Origin of the sequence: Candidatus Methanocrinis alkalitolerans, assembly GCF_029167205.1 — an archaeon.
GTDB classification, from domain to species: domain Archaea; phylum Halobacteriota; class Methanosarcinia; order Methanotrichales; family Methanotrichaceae; genus Methanocrinis; species Methanocrinis alkalitolerans.
Genome location: NZ_JARFPL010000005.1, coordinates 1 through 23,464 on the forward strand (window position 1 = coordinate 1; position 23,464 = coordinate 23,464).

A 23,464-nucleotide genomic window follows, 5' to 3' on the forward strand; every position below is an offset into this window, starting at 1 on the left:
GTAGTTGATCGAGGAAAAATTGTCAAAGTCATCGTGCATCTTAGCGAATCGCAGATTGTCATTCTGAGGCTGTTGGGGCCAGAATGCGAAAATTACTACGGGCTGAACTGAAGGTGCGGAATGTGGGCAAGATGGCCATAAGTCTCCTTAACGGCGAGGTTGGTTTAAGACACTCGATTTTCAGATGGGATGATCTGTGAGGCCAGATGTTGTTCGCTTTCTTTTTAAAAAAATCTGAGGATTCCTACATTTCCGCGTCGAATCCTCAGATTCGTCTCCTCGGGGGATCTCATCTCGTCGTCGACACTCTGACCACTCCAGATTCAAACGTCTTATTTCCAGAGATCCCGCTAGCTTTGACCTCGTTTGCGAAAGCTGCATCTACTGATCCTACAATAACCTTCAGGTCGATAAACACAGAGAATCCGTTTCTTAGCTCCATGAGATTTGGATCGTTGGTTTCGTTGAAGTACCAGGTCAGAGTTCCTTTATCAACACCTGGCTTCGGCGGGAATTTTAGCTCCTTTTCTCCATCGGTTGTCTCGTACTTCAGCCGTGCACTGTCGTTAACGTAGATCATATCACGGGGGAGGATGTCAGTCACTGCAATGTCCCTCACCAGCATGTCCCTATCGTTATGCTCGACTCGGATCTCATATGTCACAGTGTCGCTGTTGTTTACCGTCGGACGTATTCCTGGTTTCATTTCAATGTCATTTACTTCAAGGATGACCTTCGAAGCATATAGCCTGCTGACCTCTGGAGTGGGTAGCTTCCTCTTGGGCACGCTAAATATCGAGCCTTCGCCTTTGGCATAGGTGAAGATGCATTCGAACCCTGTGCAGTTATCTGGGGTGCAGTTGATGCTGATGTTTGCCCCTGTCCGGTCTCTGGAGTATTGCGGGAGCAACTTCTCAGGAGATAGCACGCCAGGATACTTCCGGTTCTGTATCGGCGGTCTGGTGCCGTCGAAGCAGCAGGGGAGCCAATCGTCATTGAGGCCGGCCCCCGGGAAGAAGAGGTCCTCAGCATAGAGGTTATTCGTTATGTTGAAGCTACCCCTCATTATGGCGTCTTGATCCCAGTCTATTCTCCTGGCTCCGGTCTCATTTGTCCATCCGGTCGAGTCGCGTATCTCGATAACTCCATTTTCTACGGCGGCTTGGTATTTGAAGTCATAGTCGCCATCGCTTCCGGTTCTGCTTGAGGGTCCCATGCCCACATCTGCATAAGCGAGGATGCGGGAGGCACCATAATTGCGCAAAAACGGGTCTTCAGAGGCAGTTTTGTTTGGTGTTTCGTACTTCACGGAGGCCAAGCTATCGGGTCGTTTTGGATTCTTCCCGATGTATTGTGTTCTATCACGGGAGAAGTCTACTATAGCCGTGGATCTGGTTACGGGTTTATACTCTATTGAGGTGAGGTTCTCAAACCGTATCTTCTTCCCGGCGGACAGCGCCCTATTGCTGGGGAAGAAGCCCTGGGCGTAGAACTCCGAGATCCCTCTTTTACCCGAAAAGTTGACCATCTGGATATGGCGAACAGAGGAGTTGGTGTCGTCCCCTTCCTCAAAACCGGGTTCTATCTGCCCGTCATAATAGGTCATCTTGTTACTGAAGTTAATATTTCCGTCGAAGAAGTAGTTAATCGATCCCGTCTTATATCCGATGGTATAGCCGTTCTTCTGCACCTTCGGCTCTTTAAGGTAGCTGTAATGAGACATCGTTCCATTATCAGCGGTAGTCTTGCATTCAAATGTGCTCACTACGGTTACTGCGGAAGATGTAACGCACAATGCCACTGCCAGCACAATTATCGAAATGGTCAGTCTGATAAACATCCCTCCCCACCAAGCTTCATCCTCACCTTCAACTGAAGGAGATCTGCCTATAATCCGTAAACGTCAGACCCCCTCATCTCCACCAGTTCAAAATCCCCAAAAATCAAACGAAAATAATTTTAGGTTTGAACCCGGCCATCTCCTCCTTCCTGATGGGATCCCAGTAGGCGTATCCGAGATCGTTCCCTTCTTTGGATTCGTCCTTCTTATGCCAGAGGATTATGGAGGTGTCTGACGCTTCACCCGGAGTAGGATCTCTGATCGCCACACCGATGGGACCGCCTACAAAAGCTCGCCTGACATGAACAAACGCCCATAGGGCGGCGTCGTAATGTCGCCACATCCTTCGCAGAGATAACGTATACGGAGTTGTATGGTCCTCGGCACATCTATGATCTCCGCTCTCATACATCTCATTATTGAGATAGCTCAATACGTCACTCTTACGATATATAATTCTCCTCTCGTCAAATATCAGAGCTTGGTTGTTCAATGGTGTAAAGCCGCCAAGAGGCCTGGGGGTATAGGGGCCGCGTCCGATGGGAAATGCAATGATCGACCTGACATTTCTGAATTCGACGGTCCCCTGATGCTCAGGCAGCGGATCCCAGAATACGGGCTCGATCTCTCTTTCACCTTGATACCACAGAACGATCACAGCATGGCGTTTGTCTGGAAGGTCAGCGATGGGTCCCTCGACGGCTTCGCCACTTGCAACGCCTATGGGCAAGCCGGGGAATCTATGACGGGCGTGGGCCATCCCCCAGAAGGCTCTATCTTCACAGTCGTGGTATATTTTTATATAGGTTCCATACTTGAGGGTCTCCAGATAGTCCATCACGTCGTCGACATCATACACTTTCATCCTGCCCGGATCTGTATCCAGCTCGTTGATGCCCGATCCTGTTTTCCGGATACCATCGGGCATTGGCGGAATAGCAGCGACTCCAATAGGAGGATTGAGCGGCCGCATAATGTTGATTTCGTCAGGTATTTCGACCATGAGGTGTATATCGTCTTTTATCATATTTTAAATTATCTCTTCAAGTATTAGATTATATAGTAATTTACAAAATAATTTTTATATTTCTCAGCCGAAATTCATGCGATCGGGCTTCGTGCTCAAATACTATTCTAAGACTATTCGTATCTGAGGAGCCTATTAGAACCTATTAATAATCTCTTTTCTGGGACAGGTTTGCTAGGATATTACGAAATATTTTTTGATATATACGGTTTAATTTCAATAATCTTTTAGTTATTATATATGTCGAAGTGAAACAATACATACAAAATTTTCCATCCATCCAACCCCTCCTTCCAAAAGACAAATAAACTTGCCCGCCCCTCCCCGAAACGACATGACTAGATTCATCGTGGTCCTGGGCACCACCTCCCACTCCGGAAAGAGCACCGTCGTCGCCGCCCTCTGCAGGATCCTTCGAAACCGGGGCCTCAAAGTAGCCCCCTTCAAGTCCCAGAACATGTCCCTCAACTCCTGGGTCACCTCCGATGGCAAGGAGATGGGGATCGCCCAGGCGGTCCAGGCCTGGGCGGCGGGGGTCGAGCCGAAGGAAGTGATGAACCCTATCCTCCTGAAGCCGAAGGGGGACCGGACGAGCCAGGTGATCGTCTTTGGAAAGCCCTTAGCCGACATGTCCGCCGAGGAGTACTACCGGGGGATCGAGGGGATGAAGTCCGTCGTCGACCGGGCGATCGAGGAGCTGTCGGGGGAGTACGACTACATCGTCGTCGAGGGGGCTGGCGGAGGGGCCGAGATCAACCTCTACGACCGGGACATCGCCAACATCTACGTCGCAAGAAAGCTCGCCGCCCCCATCATCCTGGTGGGGGATATCGAGAGGGGCGGGGTCTTCGCGAGCCTCTACGGGACGGTGGCGCTTTTGCCTGCGGATATCAGGCCCCTCGTCTCGGGCCTGGTCATCAACAAGTTCCGGGGCGATCCTGCCATCCTGGAGCCGGGCCTGGCGATGCTGGAGGATCTGACGGGCGTTCCCGTCCTGGGGGTGATGCCCTACCTCGACCTCGACCTGCCATCCGAGGACTCCGTCTCCCTGGGGGACAAGAAGGGCGGCGGAAGGGCGGGGGCCAACCGGGAGGACGCTGGCGGGTCTGAGTCCGTCGATATAGCAGTCATAAGGCTTTCGAGGATATCGAACTTCACCGACTTTGAACCCCTGGAGAGGGAGGCGAACCTCCGGTACGTCACCCCGGGCCAGCCCCTGGGAAGGCCCGACGCCGTAATCATCCCCGGGACGAAGAACACCGTCGCAGACCTTCTGGAGCTGAGACGCAAGGGGGCCGACCGTGAGATCCTCGCCCTCCGGGACGAGGGCGTTCCGATCCTGGGGATCTGCGGCGGCTACCAGATCCTGGGGCGGGAGATCGTCGATCGGGGGATCGAGGACGGAGACTCTGTCGTCCCCGGTCTCGGTCTCCTGAATGCAAAGACCCGCTTCGACCGGTACGAGAAGAGGACCGTCCAGACGGAGAAGACGGTGACCGGGGACGGCCCGATCCTGGGCCCGATAAAGGGAGAGATGGTCTCTGGTTACGAGATCCATATGGGCGTCACCACCAGTCTGGACCCTCCGGCCTTCGGGGACGACGGCGGCGTAGGCGGTGATGGGCTCGTAATGGGAACCTACCTCCACGGGATCTTCGAGAACAGAAACTTCAGGGACGCCTTCCTGGATCACCTATACAGTAGAAAGAACCTGCCCCGGAGGTCGGCTTTGGCGGGAGATGGGTACGATGAGCTGGCGAAGGCAGCCGAGAAGTATCTGGAGATGGGGATGATATGGAGCATGATCGATCTCGAACCAGAAACGTCGCGGTACCAAGTCGAATCACAAATAAAATAATCAGAAGCGGAATAACTGAGCAAAAGAATTTTGAAAAGGAAAAAGGAGGGTTGCCAGGAGGGGTCACTTCTCGGACTTCAACTCATCCATCCTGGCCTTTATGCTCTTCAGCTGAGCTTCGAGGCCCTCGGCCATCCCCTCCAGATCTGCCATCTCCACCTCCGCGGAAGGAGCAGCTCTCTGATAGGGCCCAAAGCTGGCACCTGTCCAGGAGGGCCAGAAGCGAAGGCATCTTCCTCTTCCTCCTCCCCGGCCTCGCCCGCCACCTCCGCCAAAAGGCCTGCAATAGCCCCCATTGAAGTATCCAGGGGCATTAAACCCCGAACAGTATCCCATTCCTCTGCCGCTTCTAGGTCCGAATCCAGCAGGGCCGGTTCCATCTCCACCAGGCATATCTCGTTCACCTCATACTGTAATCTCAGGACGATCGCGGTCGTCTCCTGTGCGCACCGTCTAATAAATCCCTTATGAGATCTAATATATAAACATTTCTGAGAAAACTCGGCAAACCTCAGCTGAATCCTCGACGCGGCTGATTCAAAGGTTCGGGGAGTGCCAGACGTCGCGGGCAGAGGCCGGCGATTGAGCCTCGGCAAACCTTCCCTAACTGCAGCGTTAAGAGGCAGCTTGTCAAGGGGTGCATCCCAAAAAGCCTTCTGGAGCGCTAGATGGCCGGGGCAGAAGAGGATCTTTGCCGGATCTGATCTCTGAAGTTAAGCCCTCGGGCAGACCCGATCTACCCAGAGACCAAACGCCTGAAGGAAGAAGGACGACGATCTCGCCAAATGGAGGCGAAATCCTCATCTTTCGCCGGGTCAGTGCCCACCTTTGGCTCGCAGCCGTTCCATCCCGCTATCGGCCCAAGAACCATCTGAGATATCTCGGGTAGGAAGAGGGGTCCAGGCTGCTCCTGTTGCTCAGGTTCATGAACTCCTCGAAGGTCGGAGGGCGCAGAGCGTAATCTGCTCTCAGGGCGTCAGGACTGCGGTTCAAATACTGGACCAGATACTCCGGGTAGGACGAGAGGTTCAGGCTGCTCCTGTTGCTCAGGTTCATGAACTCCTCGAAGGCGGGGGAGTAGAGGCTGTAATTTGCAGAAGGCAGCTCCCTTTCCTCCTCCAGAAACTCCACCAGGTAGTCTGGATAGGACGAGAGGTTCTGCTCAGGGGGGCCGGCCATGAGCTCTTCGAAGGCCGAACCGTACTCGGAATAGTTGGCTCCGGCGATGAATCCAGAAGGTTCGATGAATCCAGAAGGTTCGATGACTCCCAGATAGTCCTCGCCCTCGCCGTCTTCTTGGGCGGCGGCGGTGAAGATCAGAGAAAAGGCGAGAAGAATATACGACGATCTCATGATAGCAGTATCTCATGGTCTCTAAGCTATTTTAGCCGAGCGGTCCGTGAAGATCAGATCATTACGATGCGGTTCGTCTGGACCGACCCCAATAAAGGTGAAAGCGCCCATCCTGCCGACGTGGCCGGAGCCGAAAAGGTAGATAAGGGTTGACAGGAATGCCGTTACCTCAACCGGGGAGAGAGAAAGGATGATCGATTACCTGAGGATGCTTCGCATCAGAGACTGGATCAAGTTCTATCCGCTATTTCCGCTGGCTGGGGCCTATTTGGCCGAAGGCGGGCGATATGAGATCATGCTGGTCTTGGTCGCTTATACCTGCATCATAAGCTATGCCTTCGTCGTCAACAACTACTTCGATGCCGATATCGACAGGCTACACCGCCGGAAGATGGAGTCCGGAACAAACCCCCTGGCTGCGGGAAAGGTCAGCGAGAGGGGTGTTCTGCTGCTCATGATCGCCCTCATCTTGACCCCCTTGATCCTCTCCATCCGCCTGGACAGATTGGGCGCGGCGTTCGTCGTCATCAACCTCTTGGTATTGACCGCCTATTCAGAGAGGCGCATAAGGCTGAAGGAACGGTACCTGTGGGATGGGGTCAGCCACGGCCTGATGTTCGGAGCGCTCCCCTTCCTCTCTGGATATCTCCTCTCTGGAGGCGACATCACCAGAGGGATAATATTGATATCTCTCCTCTTCTTTATAGTCGGCTGCGAAGCCCTGATAGCCCATCAGATAGTGGATTATGCGGAGGACCTGGGGTCGACGACCACCACAGTGACGAGGATCGGGGTGATGAACGGCCTCTTGATGCTGGGGGGGCTCGCCGCCCTGTCCCTGGTATTCGCCTTCGCCGCCGCCCGGATCTATCAGCTTTCGTTGGCTGTGACAGCGGCGTCGGCACTTTATCTCGTGGCCTATCCGGCCTATTCGGTCAGAGGTATGTTGAATGATATCAGTCATCGTCCCTGCGCTGAACGAGGGGGAGCAGATAGAGGCGACCCTGAGGTCCCTTCTGAGCCAATCCCTGGGAAGAGAGAACTACGAGATCGTGGTAGTCGATGGGGGTTCAGATGACGGAACCATAGAGATCGCGGAGGAGTACGCTGACAAGGTTATCGTCCAGATCCACCCAGGCATAGGAGGTGCCAGGAGGGACGGTGCGGAGGCGGCATCCGGCGGCATCCTCGCCTTCACCGACGCAGACACCGATTTTCCACGGGGATGGCTTGAGGTCATAAGTCGAAACCTGGAGAGGCACGATGCCAGCACCGGTCCTGTGATATTCCAGGATAAAGACCTCAGAACCGAGATTCTGACGGCGGTCCGAAGCTCCTACAAGCTTCTCAAAGCCTTCAATTTCTGCTACATGATCGGCTCCAATATGGCCATGAGGAGGGAGACGTACCGGCGGACGGGAGGGCACAGGGACATATCCCTCCTGGACGACTACGACCTCTCGGTGAAGCTCTTCAAGATCGGGGCGGACGCCGTCTACGACCCGAAACAGGCTGTCTACACCTCGTCCCGGAGGGCCCAAAAGCTCCTCACATACGGGGTGACCGTCGCCTACGGCCATTACAACTACACCGTAACGAAGGATTACGATAAGCTCCTCTACTACCCGAAGGTGGAGAAGATGACGGTCAAAGACGTCCTCAACGGGATCCGCTGGGGTAGGAACGTCGTATCGGCGGTGGAGACGGTTCAGTCCACCCTGAAGAAGTGAACCTCCGGCCCCGATTCGCGCCCTTAGCGTCGGAGGAGGAAGACCGATATCTTTATGAAATAGGTCTGCGTATGCCCCGCCCAGAGGGCCGGTAGATCAGGGGTAGATCGCTACCTTGGCATGGTAGAGGCCTCGGGTTCAAATCCCGACCGGTCCATGGGGTTCATCTCGACGAAAAACCCGGACGTCTTTTTTTCTATCCATCCCCACCCGGATGGAAAGGTTCAGATACGATACGATCATTGGGAGATTGATATGCTTGGGGCTATCGAGACCCTCATCTTGGCGTTCACCATCGGCCTCACCGGCGCTCTGGCTCCAGGGCCTACCCTCGTCGCCACCATAAATTCGTCCCTCCAGCGGGGGTGGACGGTGGGGCCGAAGGTGGCGGCGGGCCACGCCCTCGCCGAGGTGGTGGTCTTCCTCCTCATTGTGGTGGGGCTCGCGGCGCTGGCAGAAGAGCATACCGCCATCGTAGCTGCCGTCGGCGGGACGGCCCTGATCCTCTTTGGCCTTCTGACTTTGAAGGGGAGCAGAACCGCCACCATGAAGACCTCCTCAAAGGACGCGACCTCAAACCCCTACATTGCAGGAGCACTCACCAGCGTAGCCAACCCTTACTTCTGGATATGGTGGCTGTCCATCGGCTCCGCCCTGGTCCTGGCGGAGCTCCGGGAGGGGCTCATCCTCGCCATGATCTTCATGATAGGCCACTGGGGCGCTGACTTCGGCTGGTACACCTTCGTCTCGACGAGCCTGGACCGGGGAAGGACCCTCCTATCCGAGGAGAACTACAGGAGGACCCTCGGTCTCTGTGGAGCCTTCCTCGTCATCTTCGGCGCCAGCTACCTTTCTGGCGCCTGGACTGGCTGAGCGGCTCAGATCTAGACACCCTTTTCCATCAGGTGGTCCTTCCGGAAAAATCGCCAGAATCTTATACGATGTCGGAGGGTGAGGGAGGAGGTGGTCTCCCTTGAACTGGAAAGAAGACGTCACGTACATCAGGTCCATCCGCCCCTACATACTCCTCTCAGTCTTCCTATTCTTGGCCGCGGCGATCCTCGGGTTCGTAATATCGATCTTCCAGCCTGATCTGGCGTCGGCCTACGTCGGAGACGTCGCGGAGAAGCTCCGTTGGATCCTGGAGCTGAGCCCCGCAAAGATGATGGTGGCGATATTTGCAAATAACCTCTTGGCATCCTCGATGGCCCTCCTCCTGGGGGTCGGCTTTGGGATCGTTCCTTTCATCGTCGTCGTCGTCAACGGCCTGGTGGTGGGGCTCGTAGTCCATCAGGCGGTCCTGGCTGGCGGGGCGGCCTTTGTTATCGTCGCGATCCTCCCCCACGGCATCATAGAGCTGCCCACCGTCCTCGTCTGCATAGCTGTGGGCTTCCGGCTCGGCCACCTGATGATTCTGACCTTGCTCGGCAGGGACGGCGACCTTGAGGGGGAATTGAGGGCTGCGTTGCGCCTCCTCAGGTGGGTCGTTCTCCTCCTCTTCATCGCGGCGGCGATCGAGACCTTCATAACCCCTGTCCTCGTCCAACCTTTCATCCAGCCAGCAGCGGATCTTCAACCTTTATCGGTGATGGAATGACCGAGTCCAAGCTACCCAGCAAAGAGAATTTCAGCGAATGGTATCACGAGCTATTGAAGGCGGGGCAGATCATAGACGTGCGGTACCCCGTCAAGGGGATGTGCGTCTGGTACCCCTCGGGCTTCGCCCTGAAAAGGAACGTCTACGACCTGATGAGGGTCCTCCTGGACCCCGACCACCAGGAGACCCAGTTTCCCCTACTGATCCCCGAGACGGAGTTCATGAAGGAGGCAGAACACATCAAGGGCTTCGAGGACGAGGTCTACTGGGTGACCCACGGCGGGACGAGCCCCCTCGACATCAAGCTCGCCCTCAGGCCGACGAGCGAGACGGCGATCTACCCCATCTTCAAGCTCTGGGTGAGGAGCCACGCCGACCTTCCCCTCAAGATCTACCAGATCGTCAACACCTTCCGGTATGAGACGAAGCACACCCGCCCCCTCATAAGGCTGCGGGAGATCACCTCTTTCAAGGAGGCCCACACCGTCCACGCATCCTGGGAGGAGGCGGCCGAGCAGGTGGAGGCGGCCCTCACCATCTACGCCGAGTTCTACCGCCGCCTCGCCATCCCCTTCCTCTTCGCCAAGAGGCCCTCCTGGGACAAGTTCCCCGGCTCGGACTACTCTATCGCCTTGGACACGGTGATGCCCGACGGAAGGACGCTTCAGATCGGGACCGCCCACCTCCTGGGAACGAACTTCGCCACCACCTACGACATCACCTTCGAGAACGAGGCCGGAGAGCAAGAGTTTGTTAACCAGACCTGCTACGGCGTCTCCGAGAGGTGCATCGCTGCGCTAATATCGGTCCACGGCGACGATAAGGGGCTCGTCCTCCCCTGGTCGGTCGCCCCGGTCCAGGTGGTCATCGTCCCCATCCTCTTCAAGGAGAAGGAGGCGACGCTAGAGGTCTGCCGGGATATAAAAGCCAAGCTCGCGGCAGCCGGCATCAGGGTCGAGATCGACGAGGGCGACGAGCGGCCCGGCGCCAAGTTCTACAGGTGGGAGATGAAGGGGGTCCCCATCAGGATCGAGATCGGTCCCAGGGACATCAAGAACGGGGTTGCGGTCCTGGCACGGCGGGACGGCAAAAAGCTGACCGTCTCCCTGGACGATCTCCAGACGACGATCCTGAACGAAGCCGCCGACCTCCACGAGGTGATGCTCGCCCGGGCCCAGGCCTTCCAGGAGAGCAGGGTGAAGGACTGCGAGACGGTAGAGGAGGCGAAAGAGCAGACGCAGGCTGGCGTCGCCCGGGTAGGATGGTGCGGCTTGGAGGATTGCGGCCATGCGATCGAGGACGAGGTCGGCGCGGCCGTCCTCGGTGAGCCTTGGCGCTCTGAAGAGACCTACCAGGGAAGCTGCGTCATCTGCGGCGCGAAGACCGAGAAGTGCGCCCTTCTCGCCAGGCAGTACTAGAGATAAACCAGAGATCCGAATCCGAGGAGATCATGAAGGTTCTGATCGCCGAGTACGCCGTCGCCACGGGCATGCCTGGGACCTACGAGGTGGAGGGGAGGGCGATGCTCTCCACCCTCACGAAGAGCTTTGAGCGGCTCGGCCACGAGGTCGTCTACCCGACGGCGGGGCCGGTCATCGGCGCCGGACGGGCGATCCGCCTTGGCGGCGGAAGCGATCGGGCATTCGAAGATCTCCTCGCCGGGACGGACACCGATGCCGGCCTCGTCATCGCCCCCGACGAGATTCTCCCCGGCTTTCTGAAGACCCTTGAGGAAAGCGGCACCACAAACCTCGGCACCTCCCCGAAGGCCGCTCTTTTATCGGCCGACAAGCTCGCCTGCACCCGTTTGCTGGAGGGTGCGGGCGTTCCCGTCGTCGAGGCGGTCGACCCTGAGAATCCCGACGACCCCGGCGATGGCCCCTTCGTCCTGAAGCCCCGGTTCGGGTGCGGCTCCGAGAGGATGGAGCTCGTCGACGAGCTCCCGGAAGAGCTGGGCGACAGAATCGCGACCACGTTCCACCGGGGCGAGCCCCTCAGCGTCAGCCTCGTCGCCTCCGGCGACCGGGTCCTCCCCCTGACGGTCAACAAGCAGCTTGTCTGTGTCGAGGCGGGTTTCGAGTACCAGGGCGGGATCGTCCCCTACCATTCGGACCGGGAGGAGGAGATCCTGAAAGTGGCGAGGATGGCGGCTTTGGCCCTCGATCTTCGAGGCTACGCCGGGATCGACCTCGTCGTCGGCGACCTCCCCCGGGTGGTGGACGTCAACCCCCGGCCCACCACCTCCATCGTGGGAATATCCAAGGTGATGCGAGAAGAGCTGGCGGATCTGATCTTGCGGGCGAGGTTTGCAAGCTTGCCGGAGAGGGTGACGGTGGAGGGGAGTTGCGAGTTTCGGAAGGGGGTGCCGGGTACAATGGTGGAGTAGATCCGCCGATCTGGTCCTCTGAACTTGCTGTCCAATGAGAGCTGATTTATATCTCAAGACGATCAAATGATGCTTCGATATGTTCTGCGAGTACATCCAGGCGGCTTTGTCCAGGGCGATCTTCGAGATGATCGATGATGAGGAGCCCTACTACGGCGAGGTCCCGGAGCTTGTTGGCGTATGGGCGGCCGGCAAATCTGAGGTTGAGTGCCGAGAGAACTTGAGGCTTGCGATAGAGGACTGGATAGCTTTCAGCCTGCGGTTTGATCTTCCTATACCAGCCATCGAAGGGCACAAGATCGAAGTGCCAGAGGCGCCGGTAGAAGCTTAGGACCATGTCTCGGCTTTCTCCAGTCTCATGGAATGAGTTGATCAGGCGGTTGCACGCCCTGGGATTTGAGGGTCCCTATTCAGGGAGAGGTCCCCATCCCATCATGCTGAAGGGATCTACCAGGTTAATGGTTCCAAATCCGCATAGAGGCGACATCAGCGTTGATCTATTAAAGAAGATCCTGAGGCAGGGGGAGATCAGCAGAGAGGATTGGCTATCAGTCTAGCGATACTCCTGCTGAATCTAATGCAGAAGAGTCGATGGATATATCAGCAGTTATAGTGACCGATACCATCCGACAGGTGTTTTCAGAATATAAATCTTCTCTGCAAAAGGATGGCTGGTGCCAATAGCCGGGGCTTTAGCGCCTGGAGATGGCGGCGCCGCCCCAGGCGTCGGTCTGCTGGGCTCGCCTCGGCCGAAATCACGGCGCCATCTCGCGGTGCTCACTGGGCGCATTTCGCCCCCTGGGCCTTTCTGACCGCGCCGGGATCGACCTCGTCGTTGGCGACCTCCCCCGGGTGGTGTACGGGAACCCCCTGCTCACCACCTCCATCGTGGGGATCGCGAGGGTGATGCGCGGAGGTGCTGGCGGACCTTATCCTGAGGGCGCGGGTCTCGACGCTGCCGGAGAGGGTGAGGGTGGAGGGAGAATGCGAGTTTCGGAAGGGTGAGCTGGAACTGTAGGAGGAGGGCTATCTTCGGGCCGATGATGATGCTGGTGGGCCAGGCCAATTCTCAAAGTCTCTATGGTAATCGCGGACTTTCTGGCTCGATTTTGTCGCCTTGCTAGAAGAGTGGTGATAGCAGATCGTTCTATCTTCTGCCGCCGTCGCCCCGCGCGAGCTTCCAGAAATCCTCTTCAGAGATGCCCAGCTGCTTGAGGATCTCATAAAATAGCCATCCGCCAATTTCGCTGTTGCCGTGGATGGGAATGGTCGTCGCCCGTCCATCAGGATGCTTCCAACGGGCGTGGCTGCCTTTCTGTCGGATCTTTTGAAATCCAAGCTTTGCGGCTGCCCGTTCCAGGTCCTTAGCTTTGGCAGGCACCGACGGTCTCCAGGTCGACGTCCTGGGGCAATCGCCTTCCTTCTTCTCTGTATTCTTCTTTGATCATCTCGAATACGTTGACGATCTCGGCCTGCGCCTCTTCGGGAGTTCGCCCCCAGGCGTGGCACCCCGGGATGGCGGGCACGTAGGCTACAAAGGTGCCGTTATCGTCCGGACGAAGGACGATCGTATAGTCGTGAAGGCGCTTCATCAAAGGTTATTTTCGCTTTTCAGAATATAAATCTTCTCTGCAAAACTGGGTCGCGTACCCAGATTACTGAATAGCGCTAACGGGTGACGTAATGGCTGTTTGGCGGAAAATAAGTCCCTTGAATTCGATTCGAGTGGCGATTTTCAGTAAAGCGAGTACGCGACCCAAAACTGCAAAAGGCAGCTTGAGGTCGTCTGTTGGGCGGCTTGCGCCCGCCGAGGGCGGGCGCCGCCCTCGGCGCTGGTCTATTGGGCTCGACTCGGCCGAACGCCAGGCTGCGATCTCCTTGTGATCGCCGGGCGCATTGAGCCCTCTGGCCTTTCGGGCCGCGCCGGGATCGACCTCGTCGTCGGCGACCTCCCTCGGCTCGGGTACGTGAACCCTCATCCCCGTGCGGCGCCGGTCGGGCGCATCATCTCCACCGTCCCCGAAACCCACGCCGCGCTCGTCACCCGGCCGATCGAGCCCAGGGCACCCTCGACCGTGGGCGGCGGGAGGGAGGCCGAAAGGCCGGGATCGTTGCCTCCACCACCATCTGGGTTTTTCGAAATCCTCTTAAGGTATTAGACCAGAATCTAATGAACACAAATGGTGAAGGCATGAAGAATTATCGCTTTTCCGTGGTGATCGAGAAGGACAAGGACGGGTACTTTGCCTTCTGTCCCGAACTTCAGGGCTGCTACACCCAGGGAGATACTTATGAAGAGGCCCTGGAAAATATAGAGGACGCGATATCACTGCACGTGAAGGATATCCTTGAGGCTGGTGAAGAGCTTCCAGAGGTCGAATTCGTCAGCCTGACATCTCTTGAAGTGGCCGTATGACGGATAAACTTCCACGAGTCTCCGCCGATGACGCCATCAGAGCCTTAGAAAGGGCAGGCTTCTTCCTGGCGAGGCAGAGCGGCAGCCATAAAATTTTCAAGAACGAAGAAGGCACGAGGATAACCATTCCGTACCACTCGGGAAAGATCCTCCACCCAAAAATCCTAAAAAGCATCCTGAAAGATGCGGACTTGACGGCGGACGAATTTAGGGATCTTATGAAATAAAGGGCCGCCTTATCTTTTTCAGCGTCCCCGCCGCCCATCCTCTCCGTCTGGCGGTTCGGGCGCATAATCTTCGCCATCCACAAACCCACGCCGCGCGTCTCCCGGCCAATCGACCCTAAACTCCGCAAGTTTAATAACCATGCAGGCCAAATACAGCACCAGTAAGCTTAATTATGCCTGATGCATAGTTATAATTTTATTAACTAGGTATGCTGTTTTTTCGCTATCAGTGGGACCATGGTTATTAACTGCCCCGGAGTTTAGGATCGACCCCAGGGCGCCCTCGACCCGCAGGCAGCGGGAGGGGGGCCGAAAGGCCCGCGATCGGAGGCCCGCGACCAAAACCTCCTTTTATACCCTCTCTCATCCCCTTCTGGAGCTTTGATCATGGCGATTCATCCCATCGAGTATCGTTACGGAAACCCGGAGATGAAAGATCTCTGGTCTGAAGACTACAGGTTCCGCTGCCTCTTTCGCGTGGAGGCCGCCCTCGCCCGGGCCGAAGAGGAGCTGGGTCTGATCCCGGCGGGGGCCGCCGACGACATATCCCGGGCCGCCGAACGGGCTCGCCCCGAGAGGGCGAAGGAGATCGAGGACGAGATAGGCCACGACATGATGGCCGTCGTCCACGCCCTCGCCGAGGCCTGCGAGGAGGCCGGCGAGTGGGTCCACCTCGGCGCCACCTCCAACGACATCTTGGACACGGCGACGGGGCTGCAGATCAAGGCCTCCCTCTCCGTTCTCGAGGAGAAGGTGAGGTGGGTTTTGAGAGTCCTCCTCGACCGGGCCGAGGAGCACAAGGGGCTCGTCTGCGCCGGGAGGACCCACGGCCAGATCGGGGTTCCCACCACCTACGGCCTCCGGTTCGCCGTCTGGGCCTCGGAGATGGCCCGCCACCTGGAGAGGCTTGCCCAGATGGAGCCCCGGGCCGCCGTCGGGAAGATGAGCGGCGCCGTCGGGACCCAGGCGGCCTTCGGCGCCGACGGGATGAAGGTCCAGGCGAGGGTGATGGAGCTCCTCGACCTTTTCGAGGTGGACGTCTCCAACCAGGTCGTCCAGAGGGACCGCCACGCAGAGATGATCTGCTGGATGGGGCTCGTCGCATCGACCCTCGAGAAGATCTGCGTCGAGATCAGGACCCTCCAGAGGTCCGAGATCGGCGAGGTCTCCGAGGTCTTCGGCAAGAGGCAGGTGGGCTCGAGCACCATGCCCCACAAGCGTAACCCCATCAAGTCCGAGCAGGTATGCGGCCTCGCCCGGATCGTCAGAGCCCAGATGGAGCCGGCCTTCGCCAACATCCCCCTCTGGGACGAGAGGGACCTCACCAACTCCAGCTGCGAGAGGATCCTCTTCCCCGAGGCTTTCATCTTCACCGACCACATCCTCGCCCTCACGGCGCGGATCCTGGAGGGGCTCACCATAAACTTCGAGCAGGTCGAAATAAACCTCCAACTTCTCCGGGGACTTAACATGGCGGAATCGGTGATGGTGGAGCTGGCGAAGAGGGGCGTCGGAAGACAGAAGGCCCACGAGATCATGAGGAGCGCCTCCATGAGGGCCGTCGAGGATGATCGAACCCTAGCTGAGGTCCTGGCCGGGGAGGAGACTGTGGCGGTTCACCTATCCAACGAGGAGATCGACCGGCTCCTCGATCCACACCAGTACATAGGTACCGCCGTCGAGCAGGTCGACCGGCTCCTTTTGAAGCTATCGCCGCTCCTAAAATGATGAGCACCTTCGAAGATGAATGCAGAAGCCAGGCCCAGGGCCTTCTTGCTGAAGGCCGGCTGCCTTGTTAGGGACGAGGATGGGAATGTCCTCGACGCCCGCTCCTCGGTGACCCTCATCCTCGCCGGCCCCAAAAAGATCGTCGTCGACACCGGGAGAGAGGACGAGGCAGGTCAGGTCGCCGAGGCGCTGGCAGCCCACGGCCTCTCCACCGAAGAAATAGACATGGTAATCAACACCCACGACCACTCCGACCACTGTGGAAGTAACCGGCTATTCACCAGGGCCCAGGTCCTATCGGGAAAGGTCGAGGCCGAGGATGGGGGGGAGGTTGGCCTGAAGGAGGGGGATCTCGTCGCTCCCGGCGTCTGGATCATGGAGACCCCTGGCCACACCCCGGATTCCATATCCGTCGTCTGCGAGTCCGGGAGTAGGATCGTCATCGCCGGAGATGCCCTCCCCTTGATGAGAAACTATCTGAAGTGGGTACCTCCTCGCCTCCATGTAGATCGAGAACTGGCGATGATGAGCATGGAGAAGATCGTGGAGGTGGCGGATCTGGTGGTCCCTGGCCACGACCACCCGTTCTCAGTTCTGGAGAGGACGAGGGTGACGGGCCTGGGCTGAACTTCGACCTGTATCGGCGATCCTTTCCCGGATCCCTGCTAAAAATGTCATCTTGATCTCGCTTATATGCGGCGGCAATCAATCTAAAATGCAAAATAGGCAATCTATTAATAGTAAAAAATGTATATGGATCGCCGATGCCGCTTAAACTTACGTCAAAAGAGAAGCTCGTCCTTTACGGCCTGGCCCGGTACCCGGGGCTCAGCGATATCGATCTCGCCTCGAAGATCGGCGTCGATCGATCCACCATATTCAAGAGCAAAAGAAAGTTCAGGGATTGGGAGATGGTCCAGCTCCTGAACGTCCCCTCAGGGGTGGGGGTGGGGGCGGAGATGATGACCGCGATCTTCGCCAGCTACAGCCCCAAAGCTCCGGTGGAGGTGAGGAGGAAGAAGGCTGGGTTCCAGGAATGGGTCGACCATCCCCATTCCGTATTTCACTCCGCCACCGACACCGATTCGGTATCCATCGTCTACTCTAAGAGCTTCACCGACTTCAAGATGGTCTTCGATCCCGTCATGGACGACTACAGGGACGCGGGGTTCGTCGAGGACATCCGCTGCTGCCATTACCCCTTCTCCCTGACAAGGATCTCCTGGGACTCCGCCCTGGCGGTGGAGAACACCTTCAATCTCGGCAGAACCGACCTTTTGGAGGAGCCTCCCAAGGAGGAGGAGATCCCCGAGGATTCGGTCAAGCTAACCGATAAGGACAGGCTCGCTCTCCACGCCTTCGTCAAGTACCCCGCCCTCTCGGACTTGGAGCTCTCGCGAAGGACGGGGATTTCAAGGCCCACCATATCCGGAAAGAGGAACAAGTTCTTCCAGAGCGGGCTGTTGACCCGGCAGGCGAACGTCAACTGGAAGAAGATAGGTTGCGAGCTGATGATCTTCTACCACATCAACGTCAGGCCGAAGGCAACCTCCGACGATATGATGAAGGTCTACTCTTCCTTCCGGAGGATCGGGGCTGCCGTCTACAGCTACATCCAGCCGGGGGAGATCTTCGGGTCCTTCTTATCCCAGTGCTACGTAGAGATGAAGGAGAGGATGGACCTGGAGCTGAGGGCTCTCGCCGAGGCGGGTCTGATAGAGGAGAGGCCCCTGTACGTCATAATGCCCCTCCGAGAGCTGAAGGTCCGGAAGGTCGACTTTGCCCCCATGGTCAAGTCGATGCTCGAAGTCGAGACTGACGTATGACCGGCGATATCGTCGTCGTCGCCACAAGATGCGACCCCGCCAGCCTCAACATCGCCGAGAGTTTGATGAGCCTCGCCCCCTGGGAGGACAAAGGGGGGCTGTTTGCCAGCTTCAAAGAGCACAGGCTAGTCATCCTCGGGGAGAAGCTGATATCCCTCCGGGGGCTGGAGGAGAGGCTGGGGAGGATGGGCCTATCTCCGGAGCTGATCGTCTTCGCCTCTAGACACCAGGCGAAGGACGCCGTCCCCCGGCTCTGCGGCCACTTTTCGGGTAACCCCGGAGAAGCTGTCCTGGGCGGCAGCGACAGGGAGCTGGCGGTTGCGGCTCCGAAGGCCCTGAAGTCCTTCATCTTGAACCTGGCCGCTCTCTCCATGGAGGGGTTTGAGGTGACCGTCGAGGCGACCCACCACGGCCCTACAGACCTATCGACCCCCTCCTTCTTCGCGGAGATCGGAAGCGGCCCGGAGGAGTGGAGAGATCCCGCGGCTGGCGAGGCTGTGGCCAGGTCTATCTTGGAGCTTTCGGATCTGAACTCTCCCCCCTTCATAGGCTTTGGCGGGGGGCACTACTTAAAGCGGCAGAATCAGCTCCTCATGGAAACGAATATCGCCTTCGGTCACCTATTCTCCAACTACCAGGCCGGGGGGCTGGACGCGGAGGTCCTCGAGGAGGCGAGGAGGAAGTCGGGGGCCGTCGGAGCTTACCTCGACCGAAAGTCCCTCCGGTCGGCGGATAAGAGGAAGATCATCGAAGGGCTGGAGGAGATCGGCCTTCCGGCCATGATTGAGGGGGAGATAAGGGAGATCTATCCCCTGGAGATACGATAGCCCCTCTGTCTAAAGGCTTCAGCGACCTCAGTCGCCTCGCCTCTCTTGCTTCATAACCCCTGCATCTGGTGCTGACTCATCTTCTCGAAACGGTTCCAAAATCAGAATACGAATTTGATATAACTAAAGTCAGCTTTATCGCTGATCAATCTTTGTTAATAATAAGAAACTGTTAAATACAAGAATATACCTCTGTAAGCCGTCGAAAGAAGACATTTCCCCTTGATGGAGGTTTGGATTATGGAGAGCTGTATAATAACTATTGAGGTAACTTTTTTATGATGGCCGCCGTGCTGGAGGGGCCTGGAAGGATGAACCTCCGGGAGGTGGAGGATCCGAAATGTCCTCCCGGAGGTCTCCTCTTGAAGGTGGTGGCCTCCTCGATATGCAGCACCGACGTCAAGATGTACGAACGCGGCCAGAGAGACCTCGTCTATCCCCGGATCCTGGGCCACGAGATCTCCGGGTTCGTCTCCGAGAGGGACGGCCGGGGCCCAGGAGTCGGCGAGAGGGTCCAGATCTACCCTGGGGTCTACTGCGGAAGCTGCCCCTCCTGCCGGAGTAAGGCAGAAAACCTATGCGAGCGGATCAGGATCATCGGCTTCAACCTCGACGGCGGGTTCACCGAGTATCTCGCGGTTCCAAGGGCGTCTGTGGAGAACGGATCCGTCAACCCCATCCCCGATGACTTAGATTTCGAGGAGGCGGCCCTGGCGGAGCCCCTCGCCTGCTGCATAAACTCCCAGGAGCTGGCGGGGGTTGGCGTCGGAGATTCCGTCCTGATCTTTGGGGCGGGTCCTGCAGGGCTCCTTCATGCCATGCTGGCCCGCCTGAGGGGGGCGTCGGTGGTAGCCGTAGCGGAGCCCTTGGATCGCCGGGCGCGCCTCGCCCGATCCTCAGCGGATCTCGTCGTCGATCCCAATAGGGAGGATCTCTTCGATCTCGGGATGGACCTGACGGCAGGAAGGGGCTTCGACGTCATAATCCTCGCCAGCCGGGACGTTCTCGTCGACTCCGAATTATTTTCTCTCCTAGCCACCCGAGGCAGGATATCTCTTTTCTCAGGGCTCCCCCCGAACCTCGCCTCGGCGAGGCTGGACTTGAACCGGCTCCACTACCGGGAACATATGATCGTCGGCTCCTATGGATGCACCCCCGCCCAGAACCGGAAGGCTCTGGAGCTGATCCCGGGGCGCATCGACGTCCGCCGTCTGATCACCGAGAGGATCTCCCTGCGGGAGATCATGAGGGGGATGGAGCACGTCGGCGAGCGCCGGGGGCTGAAGGCGGTGGTGGCCGATTCTGGATAGCGATCCTGTCCGGATGGCGGTCGTAATCATACGGATCGGACTGATTTGGATGGAGTGATCGGATTTGGATGATGGAGCGAAGCTCTTTGGGTCGCGGTTGAACCGTCTGATAGCCGGAGAAAGCCTTTCGAGAGATGAGGCCAGGGAGATGTTCACCCAGGTGATCTCTGATGAGCAGCCCGACGCCCATCAGGGGGCGTTTCTGGCGGCGATCACCGCCAAGGGTCCCACCTCCGACGAGATCGCAGGAGGGTGGGATGCGATCTACGACCTTGACACCTTCAAGGTGTCTCCCAGGGTCTCCGGAGAGCTCTTCGAGAACTGCGGGACGGGGATGGACGCCGTCGATACCTTCAACATCTCCACCGCGGCGTCGATCGTCGCCGCCGCCGCAGGGGTCCCCATGGCAAAGCACGGGGCCAGGGCGATAACCTCCCGGTGCGGGACCGTCGACATCCTGGAAGTTTTTGGGGTGGAGGTGGAGGCGGACCCCGGGATCGTTGTAGGGAGCATCGAGAGGGCGGGGATAGGAATCTTCAACGGCATGAGCCCCAAAGTCCACCCCCTGGGTCTGGGCCGGATCCTGGCTAAGATCAGGTTCGGGACGGTCCTGAACATAGCCGGGTCCCTGGCGAACCCGGCGATGCCCCGCAGGGGCCTGCGGGGGGTCTACTCAAAGGATCTGGTCGTTACAATCGCCGAGGCGATGAAGAAGATAGGCTACTCCAGGGCGATGGTCGTCCACGGCCTCTCTGCCGACGGCAAACGCGGTATGGACGAGGTATCTCCATCGGGGAAGACCTTCGTCGCCGAAGTTGGGGAAGACGGCAGGATCGCCACCTTCGAGGTATCTCCGAGAGACTTCGGGGCAGGATCGGTGGACGAGAACCTCCTCCTCCCCCGGGAAGATCGGGTCGAGGAGGCGGTGGAGCTCTTAAGGGTCCTCTCCGGGATGGAGAGGGGTCCCAGGGAGATGGCGGTATGCATCAACTCCGCGCCCGTCCTCTGCACCGCCGGGAAGGCCGACGGCCTGCGGGAGGGTTTCTCGATATCTAAGGATCTCATCAGGTCCGGTGGTGCCATAGATAAGCTCGCCGACTGGGTCGCCTCCCAGAACTCCGACCCCCTCGCCGGGGCTGAGAGGCTGGAGCTTCTCATCGATATGGCCAGCTGATGGGAAGATCAACGAGGCGGCTTAGAGGCGGCCTCAGAAGATCGACGGGGGTGGAGAGGCGTATGCTCCTCAGCAGCCGATCCCGTCTCTTATGCTGCGAGATAACGGCATCCTCAAACCCGGTCAATCCGCACCCGTCGCCTTTTCATCTCGGATCTCCAAAATCCCAGAGACCTTGGCGAGGTACCCTTCCATGTAATCGTCGCAGACCTTCCACTCGACGTCGACATCGATCTCCGCCATGATCTCCTGGAGCTGGACCTTCACCTGGTCCCAGGGGTACTTGTTCGCAGATCTGCAAAGCTCCGTCAGTAGCCGCAGGGTGGGGACGAAGATCTTCTTGAACTCCGACCTTATGAAGGCCATGAACGGCTCTGAGAGGTCCCGGTAGACGTAGGACCGCAGCTCCGCCAGGAGCTCGTACTGGGCGTGACAGGGGTCGTCGTAGGGGTCGAGGGACTCCCTCTCCCAGTGCTCCCCGAGGCTCTGATAGCCCTTCTTGATCATATCGTCGACCCTCCTCCTCCCCGCCCCGTCGCCGATCTCGGCGGCGAGCTTGTAGCCGGTCAGCCGGAGCCGGAGGAGCTGGACCCTCCCCTCCTCGAAGGTGAGGTTGAGATGAAACCTGCCGAGGTAGTCTGCCATGTGGTCCAGCCTCGTCTCCGGATCGAAGGTGACGGCCATCGGATCAGATCCCCCGGGGCCTGGAGGCTCCTGAAGCCAGCCGTTCTGACCTCTCACGGCTCTGCGATCCGCCTGATTTTCGAGACCCATTCATATTGGGACTTATATATCTTCAGAGTTTAAGACCTTTGGCCCCGGATCAAACGGTGCCGCCCTTTGAGCCCTCGACGATGGGGGCATAAATTTATCCATAGATGAGAGCTAAGTCAGATCCGTCGGGAGGATTTGGAGGATAATGGTGCAGGTATATCTGGAGATTATGAGGCCCGGAAACTGTCTATTGGCCGGGATAGCCGCACTGATCGGCCTCCTGGTGGCCGGCAGCAGCCCCGACCCCCTCACCCTCGCCCTGGTCTTCTTCGCGGTCTTCGCGGTGACGGGGGCGGGAAACGGCATCAACGACTACTTCGACCGGGAGATCGACGCCATCAACAGGCCCCGCCGGCCTATACCCAGCGGGAGGATCAGCCCGGATTGGGCGAGGGGCTGGTCGGTCGTCCTCTTCGCCACCGGGTCCGCCCTCGCTCTATTCATAAACGCCCTCGCCTTCGCCATAGCCGTCGCAAACTCGATCCTCCTCTACCTCTATGCCAGAAACCTGAAGGTGACGCCCTTCGCCGGAAACCTCGCCGTCGGGTACCTGACGGGATCGACGTTCCTCTTCGGCGGAGCGGCAGGAGGGAACGTCGGCATAACCGTCTTCCTCTTCAGCCTCGCGGCCCTGGCGACCCTGGCAAGGGAGATCGAGAAGGACATCGAGGACGTCGCCGGCGACAGCGCCAGTGGAGCCAGGACCCTGCCGATAGTCATCGGCGAGAGGAGGTCGTCCTTCCTCGCCGCCCTCTTCGTCGTCGCGGCGATCGTCTTAAGCTACCTCGCACCCCTGGGGAGGGCCTACCTCGTCGCCGTCACCGTCGCAGACCTCCTATTTCTTGTGGCCCTCGCGAGGATCCTCCAAGGGGACGCTCCCAGGGCCCAGAAGATGCTGAAGGCGGGGATGACGGCCGCCCTGGTGGCGTTCATGGTGGCGGCGGCCTCGGGGCTGGGGTATCTTTAAAGGGGGTACCGGCTGGATAGACGGGCATTTCAGAGGTAAGCCGCCCGGAGACGGCGAAGATGAAATAAAGCGCGCAAAAAAGGTCCCGAGTCTGAAGACTGCCCCATCATCGGAGTCGCAGAAGGCTCAAGATCCGCCGCCATCCGCCGGATGAGGGGCGGCTGCGGCCCTGGCCACCGCCGCCACACCCGGGGCAGATCTTCGTCTCCTCCAGGGCTTCGGTGCAGATCGCCCTTCTGACCAGGATCTTCCCTCCTCCTCCGCAGAGTTCGCACTCCTTCTCCCCTGGGATGATGGTCACCTCCAAAACCCCGGCCCTTCCTTCCATCATCCCTCCCTCACCTTTCCCCATCCTTCCCTCACCTTTCCTCATCCCTCCCTCACCTTCCTCCATCCCACCATCATCCTTCCACCAGTCGACGTT

At 58.3% G+C, this 23,464-nt stretch carries 27 protein-coding genes and 1 tRNA gene; 20 read left to right on the forward strand and 8 right to left on the reverse strand.

Annotated features, from left to right (window positions below; all coding sequences use genetic code 11):
- Nucleotides 1-289: 289 nt before the first annotated feature.
- On the reverse strand, nucleotides 290-1,840 hold the full coding sequence (locus P0O24_RS02190; RefSeq protein WP_316968102.1) for a hypothetical protein: 1,551 nt from the start codon (nucleotides 1,838-1,840) through the stop codon (nucleotides 290-292).
- A 103-nt stretch (nucleotides 1,841-1,943) separates the two neighbouring features.
- A complete protein-coding gene (locus P0O24_RS02195) occupies nucleotides 1,944-2,867 on the reverse strand; it encodes a hypothetical protein (protein ID WP_316968103.1) in 924 nt (307 codons plus the stop codon).
- A 334-nt stretch (nucleotides 2,868-3,201) separates the two neighbouring features.
- Here P0O24_RS02195 and P0O24_RS02200 point away from each other — a divergent pair, with 334 nt between their 5' ends.
- Nucleotides 3,202-4,725: a cobyric acid synthase gene (locus P0O24_RS02200; protein ID WP_316968104.1), complete on the forward strand. Its 1,524-nt coding sequence runs from the start codon at nucleotides 3,202-3,204 to the stop codon at nucleotides 4,723-4,725.
- Between the two features lie 63 nt (nucleotides 4,726-4,788).
- Here the strand turns inward: P0O24_RS02200 and P0O24_RS02205 are convergent, their stop codons facing one another.
- Nucleotides 4,789-5,118 (reverse strand): DUF5320 domain-containing protein, encoded by a 330-nt coding sequence (locus tag P0O24_RS02205; RefSeq protein WP_316968105.1) that lies wholly within the window; start codon nucleotides 5,116-5,118, stop codon nucleotides 4,789-4,791.
- 459 nt (nucleotides 5,119-5,577) lie between these two features.
- The gene (locus tag P0O24_RS02210) at nucleotides 5,578-6,078 is read right to left on the reverse strand and encodes a hypothetical protein (RefSeq protein ID WP_316968106.1); all 501 of its coding nucleotides are present in this window, start codon (nucleotides 6,076-6,078) and stop codon (nucleotides 5,578-5,580) included.
- Nucleotides 6,079-6,268: 190 nt separating this feature from the next.
- On the opposite strand from P0O24_RS02210, the gene P0O24_RS02215 reads away from it, so the two are divergent.
- The 10 genes from P0O24_RS02215 to P0O24_RS02260 all read left to right on the forward strand — a co-directional run bounded on the left by P0O24_RS02215 (nucleotide 6,269) and on the right by P0O24_RS02260 (nucleotide 12,796).
- Nucleotides 6,269-7,156: a UbiA prenyltransferase family protein gene (locus P0O24_RS02215; RefSeq protein WP_316968107.1), complete on the forward strand. Its 888-nt coding sequence runs from the start codon at nucleotides 6,269-6,271 to the stop codon at nucleotides 7,154-7,156.
- Nucleotides 7,083-7,808 carry a glycosyltransferase gene (locus tag P0O24_RS02220; protein ID WP_316968189.1) on the forward strand — a complete coding sequence of 242 codons (726 nt, stop codon included), beginning with the start codon at nucleotides 7,083-7,085 and terminating at the stop codon, nucleotides 7,806-7,808. Before P0O24_RS02215 ends, P0O24_RS02220 begins: the two co-directional genes overlap by 74 nt.
- An 85-nt stretch (nucleotides 7,809-7,893) precedes the next feature.
- Nucleotides 7,894-7,965: transfer RNA gene (locus P0O24_RS02225), tRNA-Ala, on the forward strand.
- A gap of 98 nt (nucleotides 7,966-8,063) precedes the next feature.
- Nucleotides 8,064-8,681, forward strand: coding sequence for a LysE family transporter (locus tag P0O24_RS02230; RefSeq protein ID WP_316968108.1), 618 nt, complete (start codon nucleotides 8,064-8,066; stop codon nucleotides 8,679-8,681).
- Between the two features lie 100 nt (nucleotides 8,682-8,781).
- Nucleotides 8,782-9,405: a stage II sporulation protein M gene (locus P0O24_RS02235; protein ID WP_316968109.1), complete on the forward strand. Its 624-nt coding sequence runs from the start codon at nucleotides 8,782-8,784 to the stop codon at nucleotides 9,403-9,405.
- Nucleotides 9,402-10,823, forward strand: a complete 1,422-nt coding sequence (proS, locus tag P0O24_RS02240; RefSeq protein WP_316968110.1) for a proline--tRNA ligase — start codon at nucleotides 9,402-9,404, stop codon at nucleotides 10,821-10,823. Before P0O24_RS02235 ends, proS begins: the two co-directional genes overlap by 4 nt.
- Before the next feature lie 32 nt (nucleotides 10,824-10,855).
- The gene (locus tag P0O24_RS02245; protein ID WP_316968111.1) at nucleotides 10,856-11,791 is read left to right on the forward strand and encodes an ATP-grasp domain-containing protein; all 936 of its coding nucleotides are present in this window, start codon (nucleotides 10,856-10,858) and stop codon (nucleotides 11,789-11,791) included.
- Nucleotides 11,792-11,870: 79 nt separating this feature from the next.
- Entirely contained in the window at nucleotides 11,871-12,122 is a 252-nt protein-coding gene (locus P0O24_RS02250; RefSeq protein WP_316968112.1) for a type II toxin-antitoxin system HicB family antitoxin, read from the forward strand.
- A 4-nt stretch (nucleotides 12,123-12,126) separates the two neighbouring features.
- A complete protein-coding gene (locus P0O24_RS02255; RefSeq protein WP_316968113.1) occupies nucleotides 12,127-12,348 on the forward strand; it encodes a type II toxin-antitoxin system HicA family toxin in 222 nt (73 codons plus the stop codon).
- A 148-nt stretch (nucleotides 12,349-12,496) separates the two neighbouring features.
- The gene (locus P0O24_RS02260; RefSeq protein WP_316968114.1) at nucleotides 12,497-12,796 is read left to right on the forward strand and encodes a hypothetical protein; all 300 of its coding nucleotides are present in this window, start codon (nucleotides 12,497-12,499) and stop codon (nucleotides 12,794-12,796) included.
- Between the two features lie 142 nt (nucleotides 12,797-12,938).
- On the opposite strand, the gene P0O24_RS02265 is transcribed toward P0O24_RS02260, so the two are convergent.
- Together P0O24_RS02265 and P0O24_RS02270 are read right to left on the reverse strand one after the other, a co-directional pair.
- Entirely contained in the window at nucleotides 12,939-13,172 is a 234-nt protein-coding gene (locus P0O24_RS02265; protein WP_316968115.1) for a type II toxin-antitoxin system HicA family toxin, read from the reverse strand.
- Nucleotides 13,156-13,383, reverse strand: coding sequence for a type II toxin-antitoxin system HicB family antitoxin (locus tag P0O24_RS02270; RefSeq protein ID WP_316968116.1), 228 nt, complete (start codon nucleotides 13,381-13,383; stop codon nucleotides 13,156-13,158). The genes P0O24_RS02265 and P0O24_RS02270 overlap by 17 nt, the downstream gene beginning before the upstream one ends.
- A 599-nt stretch (nucleotides 13,384-13,982) precedes the next feature.
- Between P0O24_RS02270 and P0O24_RS02275 the strand changes: the two genes are divergently transcribed.
- From P0O24_RS02275 to trpD, 8 genes are all read left to right on the forward strand, one after another.
- Nucleotides 13,983-14,207 (forward strand): type II toxin-antitoxin system HicB family antitoxin, encoded by a 225-nt coding sequence (locus P0O24_RS02275; RefSeq protein ID WP_316968117.1) that lies wholly within the window; start codon nucleotides 13,983-13,985, stop codon nucleotides 14,205-14,207.
- Nucleotides 14,204-14,434 carry a type II toxin-antitoxin system HicA family toxin gene (locus P0O24_RS02280; RefSeq protein ID WP_316968118.1) on the forward strand — a complete coding sequence of 77 codons (231 nt, stop codon included), beginning with the start codon at nucleotides 14,204-14,206 and terminating at the stop codon, nucleotides 14,432-14,434. Before P0O24_RS02275 ends, P0O24_RS02280 begins: the two co-directional genes overlap by 4 nt.
- 387 nt (nucleotides 14,435-14,821) lie before the next feature.
- Nucleotides 14,822-16,162: an adenylosuccinate lyase gene (gene purB / locus P0O24_RS02285; protein ID WP_316968119.1), complete on the forward strand. Its 1,341-nt coding sequence runs from the start codon at nucleotides 14,822-14,824 to the stop codon at nucleotides 16,160-16,162.
- Between the two features lie 15 nt (nucleotides 16,163-16,177).
- Entirely contained in the window at nucleotides 16,178-16,789 is a 612-nt protein-coding gene (locus P0O24_RS02290; protein ID WP_316968120.1) for an MBL fold metallo-hydrolase, read from the forward strand.
- Between the two features lie 137 nt (nucleotides 16,790-16,926).
- Nucleotides 16,927-17,988, forward strand: coding sequence for an Lrp/AsnC family transcriptional regulator (locus P0O24_RS02295; protein WP_316968121.1), 1,062 nt, complete (start codon nucleotides 16,927-16,929; stop codon nucleotides 17,986-17,988).
- Nucleotides 17,985-18,815 carry a D-aminoacyl-tRNA deacylase gene (locus tag P0O24_RS02300; protein WP_316968122.1) on the forward strand — a complete coding sequence of 277 codons (831 nt, stop codon included), beginning with the start codon at nucleotides 17,985-17,987 and terminating at the stop codon, nucleotides 18,813-18,815. Before P0O24_RS02295 ends, P0O24_RS02300 begins: the two co-directional genes overlap by 4 nt.
- Nucleotides 18,816-19,093: 278 nt before the next feature.
- Entirely contained in the window at nucleotides 19,094-20,125 is a 1,032-nt protein-coding gene (locus P0O24_RS02305) for an alcohol dehydrogenase catalytic domain-containing protein (RefSeq protein ID WP_316968123.1), read from the forward strand.
- Nucleotides 20,126-20,189: 64 nt separating this feature from the next.
- On the forward strand, nucleotides 20,190-21,299 hold the full coding sequence (trpD, locus tag P0O24_RS02310; protein WP_316968124.1) for an anthranilate phosphoribosyltransferase: 1,110 nt from the start codon (nucleotides 20,190-20,192) through the stop codon (nucleotides 21,297-21,299).
- Nucleotides 21,300-21,422: 123 nt separating this feature from the next.
- On the opposite strand, the gene P0O24_RS02315 is transcribed toward trpD, so the two are convergent.
- Nucleotides 21,423-22,073 (reverse strand): hypothetical protein, encoded by a 651-nt coding sequence (locus P0O24_RS02315; RefSeq protein ID WP_316968125.1) that lies wholly within the window; start codon nucleotides 22,071-22,073, stop codon nucleotides 21,423-21,425.
- 145 nt (nucleotides 22,074-22,218) lie between these two features.
- Between P0O24_RS02315 and P0O24_RS02320 the strand changes: the two genes are divergently transcribed.
- Entirely contained in the window at nucleotides 22,219-23,040 is an 822-nt protein-coding gene (locus P0O24_RS02320) for a geranylgeranylglycerol-phosphate geranylgeranyltransferase (RefSeq protein WP_316968126.1), read from the forward strand.
- Nucleotides 23,041-23,146: 106 nt separating this feature from the next.
- Here the strand turns inward: P0O24_RS02320 and P0O24_RS02325 are convergent, their stop codons facing one another.
- Nucleotides 23,147-23,434 (reverse strand): hypothetical protein, encoded by a 288-nt coding sequence (locus P0O24_RS02325; protein WP_316968127.1) that lies wholly within the window; start codon nucleotides 23,432-23,434, stop codon nucleotides 23,147-23,149.
- Between the last annotated feature and the right edge of the window lie 30 nt (nucleotides 23,435-23,464).